General features: G+C 62.0%; 17 protein-coding genes. 13 read left to right on the top strand and 4 right to left on the bottom strand.

Annotated features, from left to right (window positions below):
• The first annotated feature begins 3 nt into the window (after positions 1-3).
• Complete coding sequence (locus MQW23_RS16530) at positions 4-636, top strand: flavin prenyltransferase UbiX (protein WP_252109420.1); 633 nt, start codon at positions 4-6, stop codon at positions 634-636.
• Positions 637-691: 55 nt separating this feature from the next.
• Complete coding sequence (locus tag MQW23_RS16525) at positions 692-1,315, top strand: LysE family translocator (protein ID WP_252109307.1); 624 nt, start codon at positions 692-694, stop codon at positions 1,313-1,315.
• 14 nt (positions 1,316-1,329) lie between these two features.
• Here the strand turns inward: MQW23_RS16525 and MQW23_RS16520 are convergent, their stop codons facing one another.
• The 3 genes from MQW23_RS16520 to MQW23_RS16510 are packed head-to-tail and all read right to left on the bottom strand — an operon-like array spanning position 1,330 to position 4,555.
• A complete protein-coding gene (locus MQW23_RS16520) occupies positions 1,330-2,727 on the bottom strand; it encodes a bifunctional DedA family/phosphatase PAP2 family protein (RefSeq protein WP_252109306.1) in 1,398 nt (465 codons plus the stop codon).
• A gap of 35 nt (positions 2,728-2,762) precedes the next feature.
• Positions 2,763-3,695 (bottom strand): GGDEF domain-containing protein, encoded by a 933-nt coding sequence (locus tag MQW23_RS16515; protein WP_252109305.1) that lies wholly within the window; start codon positions 3,693-3,695, stop codon positions 2,763-2,765.
• On the bottom strand, positions 3,692-4,555 hold the full coding sequence (locus tag MQW23_RS16510) for a hypothetical protein (protein WP_252109304.1): 864 nt from the start codon (positions 4,553-4,555) through the stop codon (positions 3,692-3,694). Before MQW23_RS16510 ends, MQW23_RS16515 begins: the two co-directional genes overlap by 4 nt.
• A 254-nt stretch (positions 4,556-4,809) precedes the next feature.
• Here MQW23_RS16510 and MQW23_RS16505 point away from each other — a divergent pair, with 254 nt between their 5' ends.
• From MQW23_RS16505 to lipB, 11 genes are all read left to right on the top strand, one after another.
• Positions 4,810-6,117, top strand: coding sequence for a glutamate-5-semialdehyde dehydrogenase (locus tag MQW23_RS16505; RefSeq protein ID WP_252109419.1), 1,308 nt, complete (start codon positions 4,810-4,812; stop codon positions 6,115-6,117).
• Positions 6,114-6,770: a nicotinate-nucleotide adenylyltransferase gene (nadD, locus tag MQW23_RS16500; RefSeq protein ID WP_252109303.1), complete on the top strand. Its 657-nt coding sequence runs from the start codon at positions 6,114-6,116 to the stop codon at positions 6,768-6,770. Before MQW23_RS16505 ends, nadD begins: the two co-directional genes overlap by 4 nt.
• A gap of 78 nt (positions 6,771-6,848) precedes the next feature.
• Entirely contained in the window at positions 6,849-7,244 is a 396-nt protein-coding gene (gene rsfS / locus MQW23_RS16495; protein ID WP_252109302.1) for a ribosome silencing factor, read from the top strand.
• Between the two features lie 27 nt (positions 7,245-7,271).
• Positions 7,272-7,739 (top strand): 23S rRNA (pseudouridine(1915)-N(3))-methyltransferase RlmH, encoded by a 468-nt coding sequence (gene rlmH / locus MQW23_RS16490; RefSeq protein WP_252109301.1) that lies wholly within the window; start codon positions 7,272-7,274, stop codon positions 7,737-7,739.
• 63 nt (positions 7,740-7,802) lie between these two features.
• Complete coding sequence (gene mrdA / locus MQW23_RS16485) at positions 7,803-9,710, top strand: penicillin-binding protein 2 (protein ID WP_252109300.1); 1,908 nt, start codon at positions 7,803-7,805, stop codon at positions 9,708-9,710.
• A complete protein-coding gene (gene rodA, locus MQW23_RS16480; protein WP_252109299.1) occupies positions 9,710-10,870 on the top strand; it encodes a rod shape-determining protein RodA in 1,161 nt (386 codons plus the stop codon). Before mrdA ends, rodA begins: the two co-directional genes overlap by 1 nt.
• Positions 10,871-10,916: 46 nt before the next feature.
• Entirely contained in the window at positions 10,917-11,936 is a 1,020-nt protein-coding gene (gene mltB / locus MQW23_RS16475; protein WP_252109298.1) for a lytic murein transglycosylase B, read from the top strand.
• On the top strand, positions 11,933-12,919 hold the full coding sequence (locus tag MQW23_RS16470) for a septal ring lytic transglycosylase RlpA family protein (protein ID WP_252109297.1): 987 nt from the start codon (positions 11,933-11,935) through the stop codon (positions 12,917-12,919). The genes mltB and MQW23_RS16470 overlap by 4 nt, the downstream gene beginning before the upstream one ends.
• Positions 12,920-12,981: 62 nt before the next feature.
• Complete coding sequence (locus tag MQW23_RS16465; RefSeq protein ID WP_252109296.1) at positions 12,982-14,181, top strand: D-alanyl-D-alanine carboxypeptidase family protein; 1,200 nt, start codon at positions 12,982-12,984, stop codon at positions 14,179-14,181.
• Positions 14,182-14,253: 72 nt separating this feature from the next.
• Positions 14,254-14,565: an HP0495 family protein gene (locus MQW23_RS16460; protein ID WP_252109295.1), complete on the top strand. Its 312-nt coding sequence runs from the start codon at positions 14,254-14,256 to the stop codon at positions 14,563-14,565.
• Positions 14,566-14,594: 29 nt separating this feature from the next.
• Complete coding sequence (gene lipB / locus MQW23_RS16455; RefSeq protein WP_252109294.1) at positions 14,595-15,269, top strand: lipoyl(octanoyl) transferase LipB; 675 nt, start codon at positions 14,595-14,597, stop codon at positions 15,267-15,269.
• A 130-nt stretch (positions 15,270-15,399) separates the two neighbouring features.
• On the opposite strand, the gene lipA is transcribed toward lipB, so the two are convergent.
• A complete protein-coding gene (gene lipA, locus MQW23_RS16450; protein ID WP_252109293.1) occupies positions 15,400-16,452 on the bottom strand; it encodes a lipoyl synthase in 1,053 nt (350 codons plus the stop codon).
• Positions 16,453-16,465: the final 13 nt, after the last annotated feature.

Below are 16,465 nucleotides of genomic sequence, written 5' to 3'. Positions count from 1 at the left end.
TCGATGCAGCCAGATACCGCGACAGCCTTCAAGGCACCGGTGAGCGTGGCGCTCACCGGTGCCTCCGGCGCACAGTACGGGCTCAGATTGATCGAGGTGCTAATCGAGGCCGGCCACGAGGTGTGGGTAATGATCTCCAAAGCCGCTCATATGGTGATCGCGACCGAAACCGACGTGGATCTGCCCGCCAAGCCCGAGCGCCTGCAGGAGGCTTTGACGGCGCTGAGCGGGGCCGCCGAGGGCCAGATTCGCTGTTTCGGCCGCGAGGACTGGATGGCGCCGGTCGCCTCGGGCTCCGGGGCGCCGTCCGCGATGGTGATCTGCCCCTGCTCGACCGGCACGCTGTCAGCGGTCGCCACCGGGGCGAGCAACAACCTGATCGAGCGCGCCGCAGACGTCGCGCTCAAGGAGCGCCGCACGCTCGTGCTGGTGCCGCGGGAAACACCGTTCTCAGCGATTCATCTCGAGCACATGCTGACGCTGAGCCGACTCGGCGCGGTGATTCTGCCCGCCGCACCCGGGTTTTACCACCGCCCGCGCGCGATCGAAGAGATGATCGATTTTATCGTCGCGCGCATTCTCAACCAGCTCGGTATCGCCCATACCCTGATGGCGCGCTGGGGCGAACCCGAATAGGTAAGCCCCGCTGAGGTTCGGTTGTTCATTTCGACTTTCTCAAGGATTCACGCACATGCTCTCTTGGGCCACGCTTTCCGTCTTCATCCCCACCTTTTTGTTCGTATCGCTGACGCCTGGCATGTGCATGACGCTCTCGATGGTGCTGGGCATGACCCAGGGCGTCAAACGCACGCTCTGGATGATGGCCGGCGAGCTTTTGGGCGTGGGGCTGGTGGCCGCGGCGGCGGGCGCCGGCGTGGCCGCGCTGATGCTCAAGCAGCCGGCGCTCTTTATCGTGTTCAAGTGGGTTGGCGGGGCGTACCTGGTCTACCTTGGCGTGATGATGTGGCGCTCGCGGGGGCGTATGGCCATTCCTTCCGAGATCGAGACCGGCCTACCCGCCGGGCGTCTTCAGCTTGCAAGCCAGGGCTTCGTCACGGCGATCGCCAACCCTAAGGGATGGGCGTTTTTCGTCGCGCTTTTACCGCCGTTTCTCGACAGCAGTCGGGCGCTTTTTCATCAGCTCGCCGCGCTGATCGCGGTGATTCTCGTCATCGAGTTTGCAAGCCTTCTGGTGTACGCCACCGGCGGCAAGACTCTGCGTAAAACGCTGGGTAAAAGCGGTAACGTGCGCCTGATGAACCGTATTGCCGGCACGCTGATGATCGGCGTAGGGTTATGGCTGGCGCTGGGTTAGGTGGCTTGCCTTCGCTATACCGGAGGTAAAAAGGCGATACGCAGACCGATCAGGACCGCCGTTAGTCCCATTAGCGACGTAAACGGGCAGGGCGACAGCGGAGTGCGCGCGCGGTGTTGCCATACCAGCCGGGTCAACGCGCACACGCAAAGCCCCAGAAGCGCGCCGCCGATCAGATCGCTCAGCCAGTGCACCCCGAGCAGAAGTCGCGAAAGCGCCATGGGCAGTACGATGATGATTGCCCCCCAATAGACCCACAGGCGATAGCGGCGCGAACACTCGGCAGCGATGAACGCGGCGGCCAAGCCAACCACTACTACGAAGCCTGAGGTGTGGGCGCTTGGGTAGGAGAGCGATCCGGTCAGGTAGTCCGGCGTGTCCGGCCGAGCGCGACCGAACACCGCCTTGCCGACGGTATTGAGCAGCGCCACGCCGCCAAGTGCCCCCGCCCAGCATACGAGTACGTCGAAACGCCGCTTGAACAAAAGCCATAGCGCCCAAGGCGTTATCAATACCGCTATGCCGAGCTTGTCGCCGAGTTTGGCTAGCCCTAAGCTTACCAACAGCAGCGAATCGGTTCGAAGCCAGTCGAACAGTCGCTGTGCCTGCAAATCGAGCGTTAGCGACTCCGGGGATTTCAGCACGTACAGCGTCCAGGCGCAGAAGCCGGTCAGGGCGATGATCAACAGCAGAAGTGATGCCAGTGGAACTTCGCCGGACTGGCTCATGGCAAGCCAGGGGCGGCGCGCGAAAGGCAGGCGTCGCGCCAAACGCGCGGTCACAAGGTAGAGCCGGCCGTGGCGGCCCAATTGGGCGCGCCCCCAAGAAAATACGACCGCCAGGACCACCACGATCGCGCCAATGACCATCAGCGCGGCTTCGATATTAGGCGGCAGTTTCAGATAGCGCTGCCAGGTGTGGCCCAAAAGATAGCCCGGCAGTACGTAGGCGGGTGCCCATACCAGCGCCGAGCTTAGGTTGGCCCATACGAAGGTGCGCGGGCGCATGCGCATCATGCCGGCAACCAGCGGAATGATCGGCCGTACCGGTCCGACGAAGCGGCCGATGAACACCGAATAGATACCGTAGCGCTCAAAAAAACGCGCTCCGCGCTCCAGCCACTCCGGATGCTGGGACAGCGGCCACCTCCGCGTTATCTGTTCGCGGTAGTCATAGCCGAGCTTGAAGCTGATCCCATCGCCGGCCACCGCGCCGAAAAACGCGGCCAGCAGCAGACCGAGCATATCCACGCCCTGATGGCCCGCCATGGAGGCGGCTGCAGTTACCAGCACTACGCCTGGCACCAAAAGACCCACCACGGCCAGCGACTCGAGCGCCGAAATCAAAAAGATCAGAAGCAGCAGTGTAAAAGGGGAAAGCGAGAGATCCAGCAGCTGTTCGGCTAGCGACACGAAAGACTCCATTCATGGTCGGGGTGCTGTGTTGATCAATGACGATAGAGCGTTTCCGATAGCCGTTCGAGACGCTGGATGAAAGGCGCGAAGCGCTCGTCAGGGCGCGGCAAGCATACACCGATTCGCGCCTCGAGCGGGCCGGTTTCAATCAGCACTTGCCTTGAAAGCGCCCGATTGAGGCGCTCGCGCACCAATAGTGCGCCGCTTTCGCTGGTGTCTGGTAGCACCAGCCAAAAATTCGCGCCGCCCGAGCGGCCCAGCAGATCGTGATCGCGGCATCGGCGGTTGACCTCGCTACAAAGCGCCTCCAGCAGCGCTTTTTTCGTGCGAATGCCGAACTGTTCTTCGGCCATGTCGAGCTGTGGCAGGTGGAGCACCAAGACCGCCAGCCGCTTGTCGAGCAGCCGAGCGCGCTGAAACTCGTTGCCCAGCCGCTCCTTAAGCGTATCGATATCGTAAGCATCGCATTCGTTGTCGTGAGGATCGGAGGCGCGCAGCAGCGCGTGGCGCCGGGACAGTTCCCAGGGAGGCAACGCGAACATTAAAATAATCGCCAGGTAGCCGAAGGAGAGCGGAAAAAGGTCGCTTTCGATCGGCGGTATCAGCCACCAAAGCGGCGTATAGAGCAAATTCAAACAAAGCGCGCTCCAGTGCGGGAGCAGCACGAACGCTGCCGCCACCGGAAGGCCCAGCCAAAGTAGCGAGTGTGTCAGGCCGAAGTGGAAGGCCGAAGAGACGCCGATATAGGCGCTGGCAAGCAAAATCGCTCGAGGCCCGTAGGGCGAAAAAGCGCGGCCACAGTGCAAAAGTACCGCCGTTATCAAAAGCAGCGTGATAAACAGCGGTACCATCAGTTCGCGGTAGTAGCCCATGGCGTAGAGCCAAAGCGTGTAGCAGGCGGTAATTAGCAGGCAGGCAACGTAGGTCAGCGACATCAGCGCCCGCGGATGAAAGTATCGGGTCATGGACAGCACTCTGTAGGCTCTTCAATCGCCAAGGATTGACGGGTGAGCGATTCGAGCGTGATGTCACTTGAAAGCTCGCTAAGCACAACGTACTGGCAGCGAATGTCGCCGGGTAGCGCGCTGCAAAGCCTTGAACGACGCTCGGCCATGTCCTGACGGTCGGCGCAAAGCAGCAGTACCGCAAGCGTCGAGCCGTCGAGGCGATAAACGCTCTCAAAGTCGTACGTTAAATTGCAAAGGCGCTGGGCGCAGGACCAAAGCTGGTGGCGCTTGACGTGAACGATCATTACCTCGGCGTGAATATTTTCGCGTTTGGCGCGTATCTGCTCGCGGTTCAAGTCGCGCAAAAGCTGCTCGCCGGCCCAAAGATTGAGCCCCGGTATCAAGCGCAGCCGCTGGCGTACGCTGGAGCCGTGCACGTCGACCAGCTTACGGCTTTGGGCGTAGGCCAACAGCGATAAAATGCCCAGCGCCAGTAGCAGCAGCAGCGCTTGATCCATGGGCGTGACAAGCGCCACCAGTACCCAGCTAATGGCGGTACCCAACACGTTGAAGGTGAGCATCATGCGGCTTTGCGGGAGCATGAAAAAAGCGGCCCAGACCCAGACTAGAATGCCGTGGCGCTCTGGGTCGGCCACGATCAGATACAGCAGCAGGAGTATGGTTAAAAGCTGCCAGCTTAAATCCCGCGAGCGGCGTAGGGTGAAGTCAAGAAGCGTCGCCGTGAGCAAAAGCCAGAACGCGCCGACCCAAAGTGCAACTGCGGCGGGAACCGGGGCCCCGTAGGACCAGAAAGCGAGGGCGGCGGCGGCCAGCAGCAGGTTGATTCTCAAAAAGCATACTTTGTACTCGTTTTGCATGGTAACTGACTACTGATCCGGTTTGAGAAGAGGACCTGATGCGAAAAAACGACGCAGCGACTAAGGCATACGGGTGGTTCGAATCCGAAAACTCAGTATAACGTTTAGTCTATTTATTTTGTGGGTGATAATGTTATTAGATGTTTCCGCCGCCGTTGCCGGCAGCGGCCGAGCGTACGGGACGACTCGCTAACACCTGCCAACGTCAGGGCGAGTCTACGCAGGACACCACGATGACCACACTGGGAGAGAGCATGAGCGTTGCAAGCGCTGATCACGATAACGCCCTGACCGCGCTGGCCGAAAGTGACGTACCGGCCTACATGAAAGAGCTTGGCCTGCGCGCCCGGGCCGCGGCGAAAACGCTGCGCGCTGCGGATACCGGCAGCAAAAACCGGGCGCTCGGCGCCATCGCTTTCGAGCTCGACGCCGCCCGCCCGGCGCTTTTAGCGGCCAACCAGGCGGATCTCGAACGCGGCCGCCAAAACGGTCTGGATGCGGCGCTTTTGGATCGGCTGGCGCTGACCGAGGCGCGCATCGATGCCATGATCGCAGGCCTCGAGCAGGTCTGTGCGCTGCCGGACCCGGTGGGTGAAATCAGTGCGATGAACTACCGCCCAAGCGGTATCCAGGTCGGCAAGATGCGCGTGCCGCTCGGTGTGATCGGCATCATCTTCGAGTCGCGCCCCAACGTCACCATCGAGGCGGCGAGTCTGTGTCTTAAATCCGGCAACGCCTGCATTCTGCGCGGCGGTTCCGAAGCGCAAGCCTCCAACGCCGCGCTCAACGCCTGCCTCCAGGCAGGGCTTGCAAGCGCCGGGCTTCCCGCCAGTGCCGTGCAGATCGTCGCCACCACCGACCGAGCCGCGGTGGGCGCGCTGATCACCATGCCCGAGTTCGTCGATGTGATCATCCCCCGCGGCGGCAAATCGCTGATCGCGCGTATTTCCGCCGAGGCGCGGGTGCCGGTCATTAAGCATCTCGACGGCGTTTGTCACGTTTATATCGATGCCACCGCGGACCCGGCCAAGGCGCTCGCCATCGCGATCAACGCCAAGACCCATCGCTACGGTACCTGCAACACCATGGAGACGCTGCTGGTCGACGCCGCCGTCGCCGATATCGTGCTGCCGGAGCTCGCCCGAGCCTTCGCTGAGTTCGAAGTGGAGCTTCGCGGCTGCGAGCGCACCCGCGCGCTTCTGCCCCAAGCGCTCGAGGCCACCGAGGAGGACTGGGCCGCCGAATATCTGGCGCCGATTCTCGCCGTGCGCGTAGTGGACGGCATCGACGAGGCCATGGCGCATATCGAACGCTACAGCTCGCAGCACACCGATGCGATCGTCACCGAAGACTATTCGCTTGCCCGGCGTTTCATGGCCGAGGTTGATTCGAGCTCGGTGGTGGTCAACGCCTCGACCCGCTTTGCCGACGGCTTCGAGTACGGGTTGGGCGCGGAGATCGGTATCTCCACCGATAAGCTCCACGCCCGCGGCCCGGTCGGCCTCGAAGGCCTGACCACGCAAAAATACGTCGTGCTGGGCGAGGGCCAGGTGCGTCAATGAGCCAGGCGCCTGCCAACGTCGCCATGCTCGGCGGCACCTTCGACCCGGTTCATTTGGGCCATCTAAGGAGCGCGGTCGAGGTGCGCGAGGCGCTCGGTGTCGAGCGTCTTCACATGGTGGCGGCTCCTCGGCCACCGCTTCGCGATACGCCTCAGGTCGCACCTAATGAGCGCTTCGAGCTGCTGCGCGCCGGTATCGGTGACACCCCGGGGCTGATCGCCGATGATCGCGAACTCAAGCGCGACGGCCCGTCCTACAGCGTCGAAACGCTCAAAGAGCTTCGACTCGAGTATGGCGACCAGGCGCGGCTTAGTATGGTGATTGGCTTCGACACCTTCTTACGCCTGACCCAGTGGCACCAGCCCGAGGCGATTTTCGAGCTGGCCCACTTGGTGGTGATCGCGCGGCCAGGCTATAGCGACGCGTTGCCGCCGGCGCTTGCGGAACTGGTGGGCCATCGCGCAGTCGATACGGTGGCTGATCTGATGGAGCGCCCGTTTGGGCGCTTTTTGTTTCTCGAGCTTGCCTCGCGTATGGCGATTTCCGCCACCGAGGTTCGTGCGCGTTTGGCAAAAGGCAAAAGCGTGCGTTATCTGCTGCCCGAGGCCGTCGAGACGCAGATTTTTGCCCGCGGGCTCTATCAAAGTCGCTAATAGCGCTGGTAGTCGGTATAGAAGCCGTTACAATGGCCCGCTATTTGTTGACCACCACACGAGGACATTCGAGGAGTCATGCAAATCGATACACTGAAAACCCTGGCGATCGACGCGTTGGAAGAGCTTAAGGCGCGCGATATCACCCAGCTCGACGTGTCGCAGTTGACTCAGGTTACCGACCTGATGTTGATCGCCAGCGGCACATCGACCCGCCACGTTTCCGCACTGGCGCAAAACGTAGTCGAAAAGGCTAAAGCCGCTGGGCTCAAGCCTCAGGGCGTTGAAGGCGGCGATAACGCCGACTGGGTACTGGTCGATCTAGGCGACGTGTTGGTTCACGTCATGCTGCCCGAAGCTCGCGCGCTTTACGATCTCGAGCGCCTCTGGGCGGATCTGCCGAGCGACGGCGGCGGTGACGAGATGATTAACGAAACGCTGCAAAAGCCGGACCAGCGCATCACGATGTCGTAAGTGGCTAATTGAAGTGAGCATCGATTCATGAAAGTGCGTCTTCTCGCCGTGGGCACCAAGATGCCCGGCTGGGTCGAAGAGGGTGTCGACACCTACCGTAAGCGCCTGCCGCGGGAGTTTAGTCTCGAAATCGAGGAGATCGCGCTGGGCCCCAGGGGTAAGAACGCCGACGTCGCTCGCGCCCGGGCGCAAGAAGGTCAGCGCATCCGCGAAAAACTTCGCGGGGATGAGCTGGTCGTGGCGCTCGAAGTCGACGGCAAGCGTATCAGCACCGAGCAGCTTGCGAAGGAAGTGGGGCAGTGGCGCATGGAAGGGCGTGACATTGCGCTGCTGGTCGGCGGGCCGGATGGCCTGGAGCCCTCGGTGTCTGCGCTTGCTCATCAGCGCTGGTCGCTTTCGGGGCTGACGCTTCCACATCCGCTGGTGCGGGTCATGCTTGCCGAGCAGCTCTACCGCGCGTGGACGCTGCTCATCGGTCATCCTTACCACCGCTAGGCGCACGGCCGGGCATCCCACGCCCGCGTCGGCTCGTGCCAGTTTCAAGAGTTGCCTGCTGCTATGCGCAAGCGCCGAGACACGCTAAAAAACGCCGAACAGGAACTTCGCATTTTCCGGGTCAGGTCGCTTTTGGCGATCGTATTCGTGCTGATACTGACCGGGGTGTTGACCGGCCGTCTCGCCTATCTGCAAATCGTGCAGCACGACCTTTACACCACCCGCTCGGAAAAAAACCGCGTGCGCGTCGAGCCTTTGCCGCCCACGCGAGGGCTGATTTTCGACCGCAACGGCGTTCTGCTGGCGGAAAACCGCCCGACCTACAACCTGACGTTAGTGCGCGAGCGCGTCGATGATCTCGACGAGACGCTGGCGCTTTTAGTCGAGCTTCTCGAGCTACCCGAGGAAGAAATAGAGGCCTTTAACGTGCGCTCGCGCCAGCGCCAGCGCCCCTTCCAGCCGGCGCTGTTGATGTCTGATTTGAGCGAGGATCAGATCGCCCGGCTCGCGGTCAACCGCCACCGCCTGCCCGGTGTCGAGGTCGAGGCTCAGCTTTTGCGCTACTACCCGGATTCCGAGATCATGTCCCACGCGCTGGGGTATGTTGGGCGCATTAACGCCGACGAGCTCAAGGAGCTGGACACCGGTCGCTACGCCGGCACGCACTTTATCGGCAAAACTGGGGTCGAGCGTTTCTACGAAGAAGAGCTGCACGGCGAGGCCGGCTTTCGCAAGGTGGAGACCAACGCCCGAGGGCGGGTGCTTCGAGAGCTGGGGCGCACCGACCCGGTGCCGGGGCAGAACCTAACGCTCACTCTCGACAAGTCGATGCAGGCGCTCGCCTACGAGCTCATGGATGGCCGCCGCGGCTCGATCGTTGCAATCATGCCCGCCACTGGCGAAATTCTCGCCATGGTCTCGACGCCGGGCTTCGATACCAATCAGTTCGTCACCGGCATCGACGTGGCCTCTTATCGGGGGCTACAGGAGGACATCGACCTTCCGCTTTTCAATCGCGCCATTCGCGGTCACTATCCGGCGGGCTCAACGATCAAGCCGTTCATGGCGCTGGCAGGGCTGATCGAGGGCGCGATCACGCCAGACACTACGATCAACGATCCGGGCTACTACCAACTGCCTAACGACTCGCGCCGCTACCGCAACTGGTTGCGTTGGGGGCACGGCCGGGTCAATCTCGAGCGCGCGCTGGCGGTCTCCAACAATACCTACTTCTACTCCCTGGCCCACGATTTGGGCATCGATAACATCCACGAACAGCTCAGTAATTTTGGCTTTGGCCAGCGCGTGGCCTTTGATGTTCAGGGCGAAAGCACCGGGCTTTTACCGTCGCGGGAGTGGAAACGGGAGCGCTTCAATCAGGCCTGGTACCCCGGTGAGACGCTGTCGGTGGGCATTGGGCAGGGGTATCTACAGATCACGCCGCTGCAGCTTGCCAGCGCCACCGCCACGCTTGCCAACCGCGGCCATTGGGTCAAACCTCATCTGGCGCGGCGCATTGGCGGTGAACCCTTGCCCGAGGTCTTGCCGGATACGCTGGACGACATTCAGCTGAGCAACGACGGCTGGTGGGATCGGGTCTTCAGCGGCATGGAGAAAGTGCTTTCCGGTAGCGAAGGGACCGCGCGGCGCACCGGGGCGGGACTCGAGTATCGCATGGGGGGCAAGTCCGGCACCGCTCAGGTCTTTTCTCTGGGGCAGGATCAACGCTATAACGCCGACCAGCTCGAAGAGCGTCTGCGCGATCACGCCCTGTTCATGGCCTTCGCACCGATCGAGGACCCCCAGATTGCGGTATCGGTGATCGTCGAGAACGCCGGTGGCGGCAGTACTCATGCCGCGCACCTGGCTCGGGCCATGACCGATGCCTGGCTTTTACGCGACCAGGCCCCGGAGGCCGAGGAAATACTCGATGAAATGAACGACGAAAGCACCGGCGTGGAGGGTAACTGATGATCACCTGGCCGCTACCGCGAAGCTTTCGCCGCCACCCGGTTCGTCCACCGGACAGCGGCATCGCCCGGCGCAAGAGTATCTGGGAGCGACTGCACCTGGACCCTTGGCTTCTGGCCATGCTGCTGGTGCTGATGGCCAGCGGGCTGATAGTGCTCTACAGCGCCTCGGGTCAGCGTATCGAGGTCGTTATCGCCCAGGCGACGCGTTTTGGGCTGGCGCTGGTGGTGATGTTCACGCTGGCCCAGCTCAGCCCGACCACCTTTCTACGCTGGGCGCCGCTGGCCTATGGCGTAGGGCTTGCCATGCTGGTGGCGGTCGAAATCGTTGGCGATATCGGCATGGGTGCCAAGCGCTGGCTCGAGATTCCCGGCGTGATCCGCTTTCAACCCTCTGAAATGATGAAGCTGGCGGTGCCCCTGATGGTGTCTGCCTATTTGAACCGCTGTCAGCTGCCGCCCAGGCTTCGCGATCTGGTGGTGTGCGCCATCATCATCGGTGTGCCGGTGGTGCTGACCGCGATTCAGCCGGATTTGGGCACGTCGCTTTTGATCGCAAGCGCTGCGGTGCTGGTCGTGCTGCTGGCAGGGCTTTCCTGGCGGCTGATCGCGTTTTTCGCGGCGCTGGCGGGTGCGGCGCTGCCCCTTTTGTGGATGAACATGCACAACTATCAGCGTCAGCGCGTGCTGACGTTCCTCGACCCGGACAGTGACCCGCTTGGGTCGGGCTGGAACATCATTCAGTCCACCACGGCGATCGGTAGCGGCGGCATCTGGGGCAAGGGCTGGCTCGAAGGCACCCAGTCGCAGCTCGAGTTTCTACCCGAGCGTCACACCGATTTCATTATCGCAGTGCTGGGCGAGGAGTTCGGTCTGGTCGGCATGACGGTGCTGCTCGTGCTCTATACGCTGATCATTAGCCGCGGACTGTGGCTCGCCGCCGGCTCCCAGGCGACCTTCGGGCGACTGTTTGCCGGCAGCATCATTTTGACGTTTTTCATCTATGTCTTCGTCAATGTCGGCATGGTTAGCGGTATTCTGCCCGTGGTGGGCGTGCCGCTGCCGCTGGTGAGCTACGGCGGTACATCGAGCGTGACCTTGCTGGCTGGCTTCGGTATTCTCATGTCGATTCACGCCCATCGGCGGCTGCTGTCGCGTTAGTGCTTGACCGGCGGTGGCGCGGTTTTTTGACAAAGGAGTGTGGGGAATGGGCAGGACCCGAAAAAGCGTTGGCGGCATTGTATTGGCGGTGGCGATGTCTGGCGCCTTACCGGCGTGGGGCGAGCCGGAGAACGCTTTCGACCCCGATCAGCATCAAGCGACTGCGGAGCTGATCGACGAGCTTTCAGGCCAAGGCATCCCTCGGGCATGGCTCGACCAGGCACTTGATGAGGCCACCTTCAGCCAGGAGGTGCTCGACGCCATGGAGGGCGCTGCCGAGCGCCGGCTCGAGTGGCACGAGTACCGCGATATCTTCATGAGTGACGAGCGGGTCGAGCAGGGCGCTGAGTTCATCAGCACCCATCAGGACGCTTTCGATCGCGCCGAGGAGCTTTATGGGGTGCCGGCCGAGGTGATCGCTGCGATCATCGGGGTGGAAACCTATTACGGGCGCTACAAAGGCGATCACCGCGTGCTCGACTCGCTCGCCACGCTCGCCTTCTACCACCCGTCGCGCGGGCGCTTTTTCCGTGGCGAACTGGCGGCTTTTTTGGCCATCACCCACGAGCAGGAGGTCGCGCCGGAAAGCGTGCTGGGCTCTTACGCCGGGGCGATGGGCTACCCGCAGTTCATTCCCACCAGCTACCAGGCCTACGCGGTCGACTTCGATGGTGATGGGCGCCGCGATTTGTGGGAAAATCCGGTCGATGCGATTGGCAGTGTCGCCAACTATTTTGCCGAGCACCGCTGGCAGCCAAATGCGCCGATCTACCACGAGGCAACGGGCAGCGAGGCCGCCGAGCAAGCGCTTTCGTTCAATCAAACCAGTACGCCGAGCGTAACGGTTCGCGAAGCCGCCGAGGCAGGTCTTGTAAGCGACGACGAGCTTGATCCGTCACTCGAGATCGTGCCGCTGGCGCTGAAGCTCGCCGATGGTGAGACCCGTTACGGCATCGGCGAATACAACTTTTACGTGATCACCCGCTACAACCACAGCCACCTTTACGCGATGGCGGTGGTCGAGCTCGCCGGGGCCATTGCCGACACGCTTGAGGGCCAGCAATGATACAACTGTTCAAACAGGCGCGCGTGCTCGGCGCGGGTGCGGCGCTTTTGACGCTCGTGACCGGGTGCGCGAGCCAAAACGCGCCAACCACGGTCAACGCCAACCACCCGCCTCGTGAGGCGGCGCCGGCCGCGGCGAGTGCCCCAAGTGGTAGCGGCGAGCGCTACGCCATGAGCGGTGATGCCTACCCGATCGAGCCGCCGGATGTCAGCCAGGTGCCGGATGCTCAGCCTCGCATCGAGGAGCCCTCCCGGGCGGGCAACCGCTCGACCTACCAGGTGTGGGGCGAAACCTACCACGTGCTGCCGAGCGCTTCGGGCTATACCAATCAGGGCACCGCGTCCTGGTACGGCGAGAAATTCCACGGCTACGCCACCTCCAACGGTGAAATCTACGACATGTACAAGATGTCGGCGGCGCATCGCTCTTTGCCGCTGCCGACCTTTGCCCGAATCACCAGCCTCGATAGCGGCAATTCGGTCATTGTGCGGGTCAACGACCGCGGCCCGTTCCACAGCGACCGAGAAATCGATCTTTCCTACGCCGCGGCGGCGCGCTTGGGTATTCTGGACAACGGAACCGGACGGGTACGCGTTGAGGCGATCGACCCGCAGCAGTGGCTGGCCAATCGCGGCGGCGGGGATAAGCCTGCGCCCGCCGCCACGTCTTCGCGGGCACCTGCCCCCGCGCCGTCGCGGGCGCCCGCCGTAGCGTCTGTACCGGCACCGGCCGCCGCGCCGGCTCGCGCTGAACCTGCGGCCGGCGGTGATGAAATCTACCTGCAAATCGCCGCGCTGGGTAACGAAGAGAGCGCCCACGAGCTCCAGCAGCGCTTGGGCGGCGAGCTTTTGCACTCGGTGCGAGTGCAAAGCGATGCCAACGTGCATCGCGTACAGGTCGGCCCCATGTCGCCGAATCAGGAGCAGCAGGCCCGGGCGGCGCTGGGGCAGGCGGGCTTCTCTCAGGTTTTCGTTGTGAGATAATCGGTGGTTACCGATACCTTTCGTTTTTTTGACGCTTTATTGATGCAAGTGAGAAGTGAGTAATGACTATTTTCAATGCGTTTCGCCGTACCGCTCGTCTTTGCCTGATTGCAACGGTGACCGCAGTGGTTCTGCCCGCCACGGCCCAGGTAATTCCCCAGCCCCAGACCATCATCCCCGCGGCGCCGCAGCTTGCCGCCAGCTCCTGGATTTTGATGGATGCCGATAGCGGTCGCATACTGGTCGAGCACAACGCCGACGAGCGCCTGCCGCCGGCGAGTATCACCAAGCTGATGACCGCCTACATGGTGGAGCGCGAGCTCGACCGCGGCACCATTAACATGAGCGATATGGTCAACATCAGTGAAAACGCTTGGCGTACCGGCGGTTCCAAGATGTTCATCGAAGTAGGCGACCAGGTATCGGTAGAGGACCTGCTTCACGGTATCGTCATCGTCTCGGGTAACGATGCAAGCGTGGCCATGGCCGAGCACCTGGCCGGCGGCGAAGCGCCGTTTGCCGATTTGATGAACCAGCACGCCGACCGGCTCGGCATGCGCAATACCCATTTCGAAAATGCCACGGGCCTGCCCCACGACAACCACTACTCGTCGGCCCATGACCTGGCGCTTTTGACTCAGCACATCATCAATGACTACCCCGAGCACTACCAGATTTACTCGCAGAGAAGCTTCTCCTACGGCGGTATCGACCAGCCCAACCGTAACCGGTTGCTGTGGCGCGACCCGACCGTCGATGGTCTGAAAACTGGCTGGACCAACGATGCCGGATATTGTTTGGTCTCCTCGGCCAAGCGTGACGACATGCGCTTGATTTCGGTGGTCATGGGCACCAACTCCGAAGAGGCTCGCGCTCAGGAAACCCAGAAGCTTCTAAGCTACGGATTTCGTTTTTATGAAACCATGAAGCTCTACGAGCGCGGCGCGGTCCTGGCCACCCCGCGTGTGTGGGGCGGCGATATTAACGAGCTGCGCGTCGGTGTGGATGGCGAGGTCTTCATGACGCTGCCACGCAATCGCAACGAAGAGCTGCGCGCACGCCTGAACCTGGACGAAGACCTCCAGGCCCCGGTCGCCGTAGGTGACAACGTCGGTACGCTGGAAGTCTACCTGGGTGAAGAGATGGTGGGTGAGCGCCAACTGAGCGCGCTAGAAAGCGTGGAAGAGGGCGGGTTTTTCAAGCGCATGTTCGACCAGGTACAGCGCTTTTTCAGCGGCCTGATCAGCCGCTTCACCGACTAAGCGTTTTGGTATCACCGCGCGCCCACAAGGCGCGCGCCATTTTGAAGCTAATTTTGCAACCAAAGGCAAGCCATGAAAAAGGGTGCAAACAACGGGTTTCGCGACCTGCGTACGCAGGAGCCCAGCGAGCCCCCCAAAATCACGTTTCCCTGTGACTATCCGCTCAAGGTCGTGGGCGACGCCGCGGAAGACTTCGCCGCCAGCGTCTGCCAGATACTGGTGAAGTACGACCCCGAGTTCGATGCCAGCGCCATGCAGGTGATCGATAGCCGCAACGGGCGCTTTCAGTCGGTGCGGGTATCCATTCGCGCCACCGGCGAGCAGCAGCTCTCTGCGCTGTTCGAAGAGCTCAAGGCGACCGGCCGCGTGCACATGGTCGTGTAATGAATGCTCGCGCAGCGAATGAGCCTTTTATGGCGGATGCCGCGCCCATCGAGCTCTACCGGCTTGGCCGTCAGCCCTATGAGCCTGTTTGGCAGGCGATGCGCGCGCTGACCGACGACCGGGGTGATACGACGCCGGATCAGTTCTGGCTCGTCGAGCACGACCCGGTGTTCACCCAGGGCCAGGCCGGCAAGCCGGAGCATTTGTTGATGCCCGGGGATATTCCCGTCGTGCAAACCGACCGGGGCGGGCAGGTGACTTATCACGGCCCGGGCCAAGTGGTGCTCTACCCGCTTCTGGACGTCCGCCGCGCTAAAATCGGCGTGCGCGATCTGGTGAGCGCGCTGGAGAATGCGGTCATCGAGGTGCTCGAAGGCTTTGGCATCAGCGCCCGAGCAAGGCCGGACGCCCCCGGCGTCTACGTGGCAACGCCGTTGGGTGAGGCCAAGATCGCCTCGCTCGGACTTCGTATTCGACGCGGCGCCAGTTACCACGGCCTGGCGCTCAACGTCAGTGCCGACCTTGCGCCCTTTGCGCGCATCAACCCGTGCGGCTACGCCGGCATGGCGGTCACACGCCTACAGGATTTGCTGGAGCCTTCAGACGATTGCCCAAGTCCTGACGCAGTGGGCGAGAAGCTCGCCCAGGCGCTTGCCGCAATGCTCAAACGCTCGCTCGGGCCGCTCCAGACCAAAACGCTTTAGCGAAAACGGTCAACGTCAGCGACAACGTATCGACGTTAAATAAAACGATGTCATATAAATTGATGTCGCATAAAAAAAGCGCCTGCCCCGCAAAGGGCAGGCGCTTTTTACTAGGCGCTTGAAAGCCGTATCAGCCGACGTTGAACGCCGGAATGCGGTTTTCATCTTCCTGCTGGCCCGGTACGGCGGCAGGGGCGGCCAGGCCCAGGTTATTCTTTTCAAACACCTTATCGGCGCGGTAGCTCGAGCGTACCAGCGGCCCGGAGGGAACTTCCATGAAGCCTTTTTCCAGACCCAGCACACGGTAGCGGTCGAACTCTTCCGGGGTTACCCAGCGCTCCACCGGCAGGTGGTTCTTCGTCGGGCGCAGGTACTGACCGAGCGTGACGATATCGACACCGATCTCGCGCAGGTCATCGAAGGTCTGCAGGATCTCTTCGTCGGTTTCGCCAAGGCCCAGCATCAGGCTCGTTTTTGTGATCACGTCCGGGCGGTGCTTTTTGGCATGCGCCAACACGTCTAGCGTTTTGCGGTAGCCGGCGCGCGGGTCGCGCACGCGAGAGGTCAACCGCTCCACGGTTTCAACGTTCTGGGCAAAGACCTCGAGCCCTGAATCGACCACGCGCTCGATGGCATCGAGCCGGCCGTCGAAGTCCGGCGTCAGCGCCTCTACCACTACTTCCGGGGTGCGTGCCTTGATGGCCTGAATGCAGCTTGAGTAGTGAGCGGCGCCGCCGTCGTCCAGATCGTCCCGGTCGACAGACGTCAGCACGATGTAGCGTAGCGCCATCAGCTCGACGGACTTGGCAGTGTTATCGGGCTCTTCATGATCGAGCCATCCGTGTGGGTTGCCGGTATCTACAGCGCAGAAGCGGCACGCGCGAGTGCACACCGAACCCATCAGCATGATAGTGGCGGTTCCGTTGCTCCAGCATTCGCCCATGTTGGGGCAGTGAGATTCGGCGCAAACCGTGCTCAAACGGTGGGTGGAGACGTTCTTTTTCACCGCCTCGAAACGCTCGCCGCCGGGAATCTGGGCACGCAGCCACTTGGGCTTGCGTTCGAGCGATGGCGACTGAGGCTCTTCGCGGCGAACCTTCATGCCATCCTTGATGGCGGAGGTGCCGTGCTCGTTACGATACTTTTGGCCGCTGGACACACGCTGTGTGGGGGTGTTGCTCATAAAAAGCGCCTCT

Origin of the sequence: Halomonas sp. S3-1-1 (assembly GCF_023757625.1) — a bacterium.
Classification (GTDB): domain Bacteria; phylum Pseudomonadota; class Gammaproteobacteria; order Pseudomonadales; family Halomonadaceae; genus Vreelandella.
The sequence above is the reverse complement of the archived record's forward strand: the minus strand, read 5'-3'. Positions and strand labels throughout refer to the sequence as shown.

Coding starts and splice junctions, on each gene's coding strand:
- nadD (WP_252109303.1), top strand. CDS start 6,114: ATGAGCCAGGCGCCTGCCAACGTCGCCATGCTCGGCGGCACCTTCGAC.
- rsfS (WP_252109302.1), top strand. CDS start 6,849: ATGCAAATCGATACACTGAAAACCCTGGCGATCGACGCGTTGGAAGAG.
- mltB (WP_252109298.1), top strand. CDS start 10,917: ATGGGCAGGACCCGAAAAAGCGTTGGCGGCATTGTATTGGCGGTGGCG.
- MQW23_RS16470 (WP_252109297.1), top strand. CDS start 11,933: ATGATACAACTGTTCAAACAGGCGCGCGTGCTCGGCGCGGGTGCGGCG.
- MQW23_RS16510 (WP_252109304.1), bottom strand. CDS start 4,555: ATGCAAAACGAGTACAAAGTATGCTTTTTGAGAATCAACCTGCTGCTG.
- rlmH (WP_252109301.1), top strand. CDS start 7,272: ATGAAAGTGCGTCTTCTCGCCGTGGGCACCAAGATGCCCGGCTGGGTC.
- lipA (WP_252109293.1), bottom strand. CDS start 16,452: ATGAGCAACACCCCCACACAGCGTGTGTCCAGCGGCCAAAAGTATCGT.
- MQW23_RS16515 (WP_252109305.1), bottom strand. CDS start 3,695: ATGACCCGATACTTTCATCCGCGGGCGCTGATGTCGCTGACCTACGTT.
- mrdA (WP_252109300.1), top strand. CDS start 7,803: ATGCGCAAGCGCCGAGACACGCTAAAAAACGCCGAACAGGAACTTCGC.
- MQW23_RS16505 (WP_252109419.1), top strand. CDS start 4,810: ATGAGCGTTGCAAGCGCTGATCACGATAACGCCCTGACCGCGCTGGCC.
- lipB (WP_252109294.1), top strand. CDS start 14,595: ATGGCGGATGCCGCGCCCATCGAGCTCTACCGGCTTGGCCGTCAGCCC.
- MQW23_RS16525 (WP_252109307.1), top strand. CDS start 692: ATGCTCTCTTGGGCCACGCTTTCCGTCTTCATCCCCACCTTTTTGTTC.
- MQW23_RS16460 (WP_252109295.1), top strand. CDS start 14,254: ATGAAAAAGGGTGCAAACAACGGGTTTCGCGACCTGCGTACGCAGGAG.
- MQW23_RS16465 (WP_252109296.1), top strand. CDS start 12,982: ATGACTATTTTCAATGCGTTTCGCCGTACCGCTCGTCTTTGCCTGATT.
- rodA (WP_252109299.1), top strand. CDS start 9,710: ATGATCACCTGGCCGCTACCGCGAAGCTTTCGCCGCCACCCGGTTCGT.
- MQW23_RS16530 (WP_252109420.1), top strand. CDS start 4: ATGCAGCCAGATACCGCGACAGCCTTCAAGGCACCGGTGAGCGTGGCG.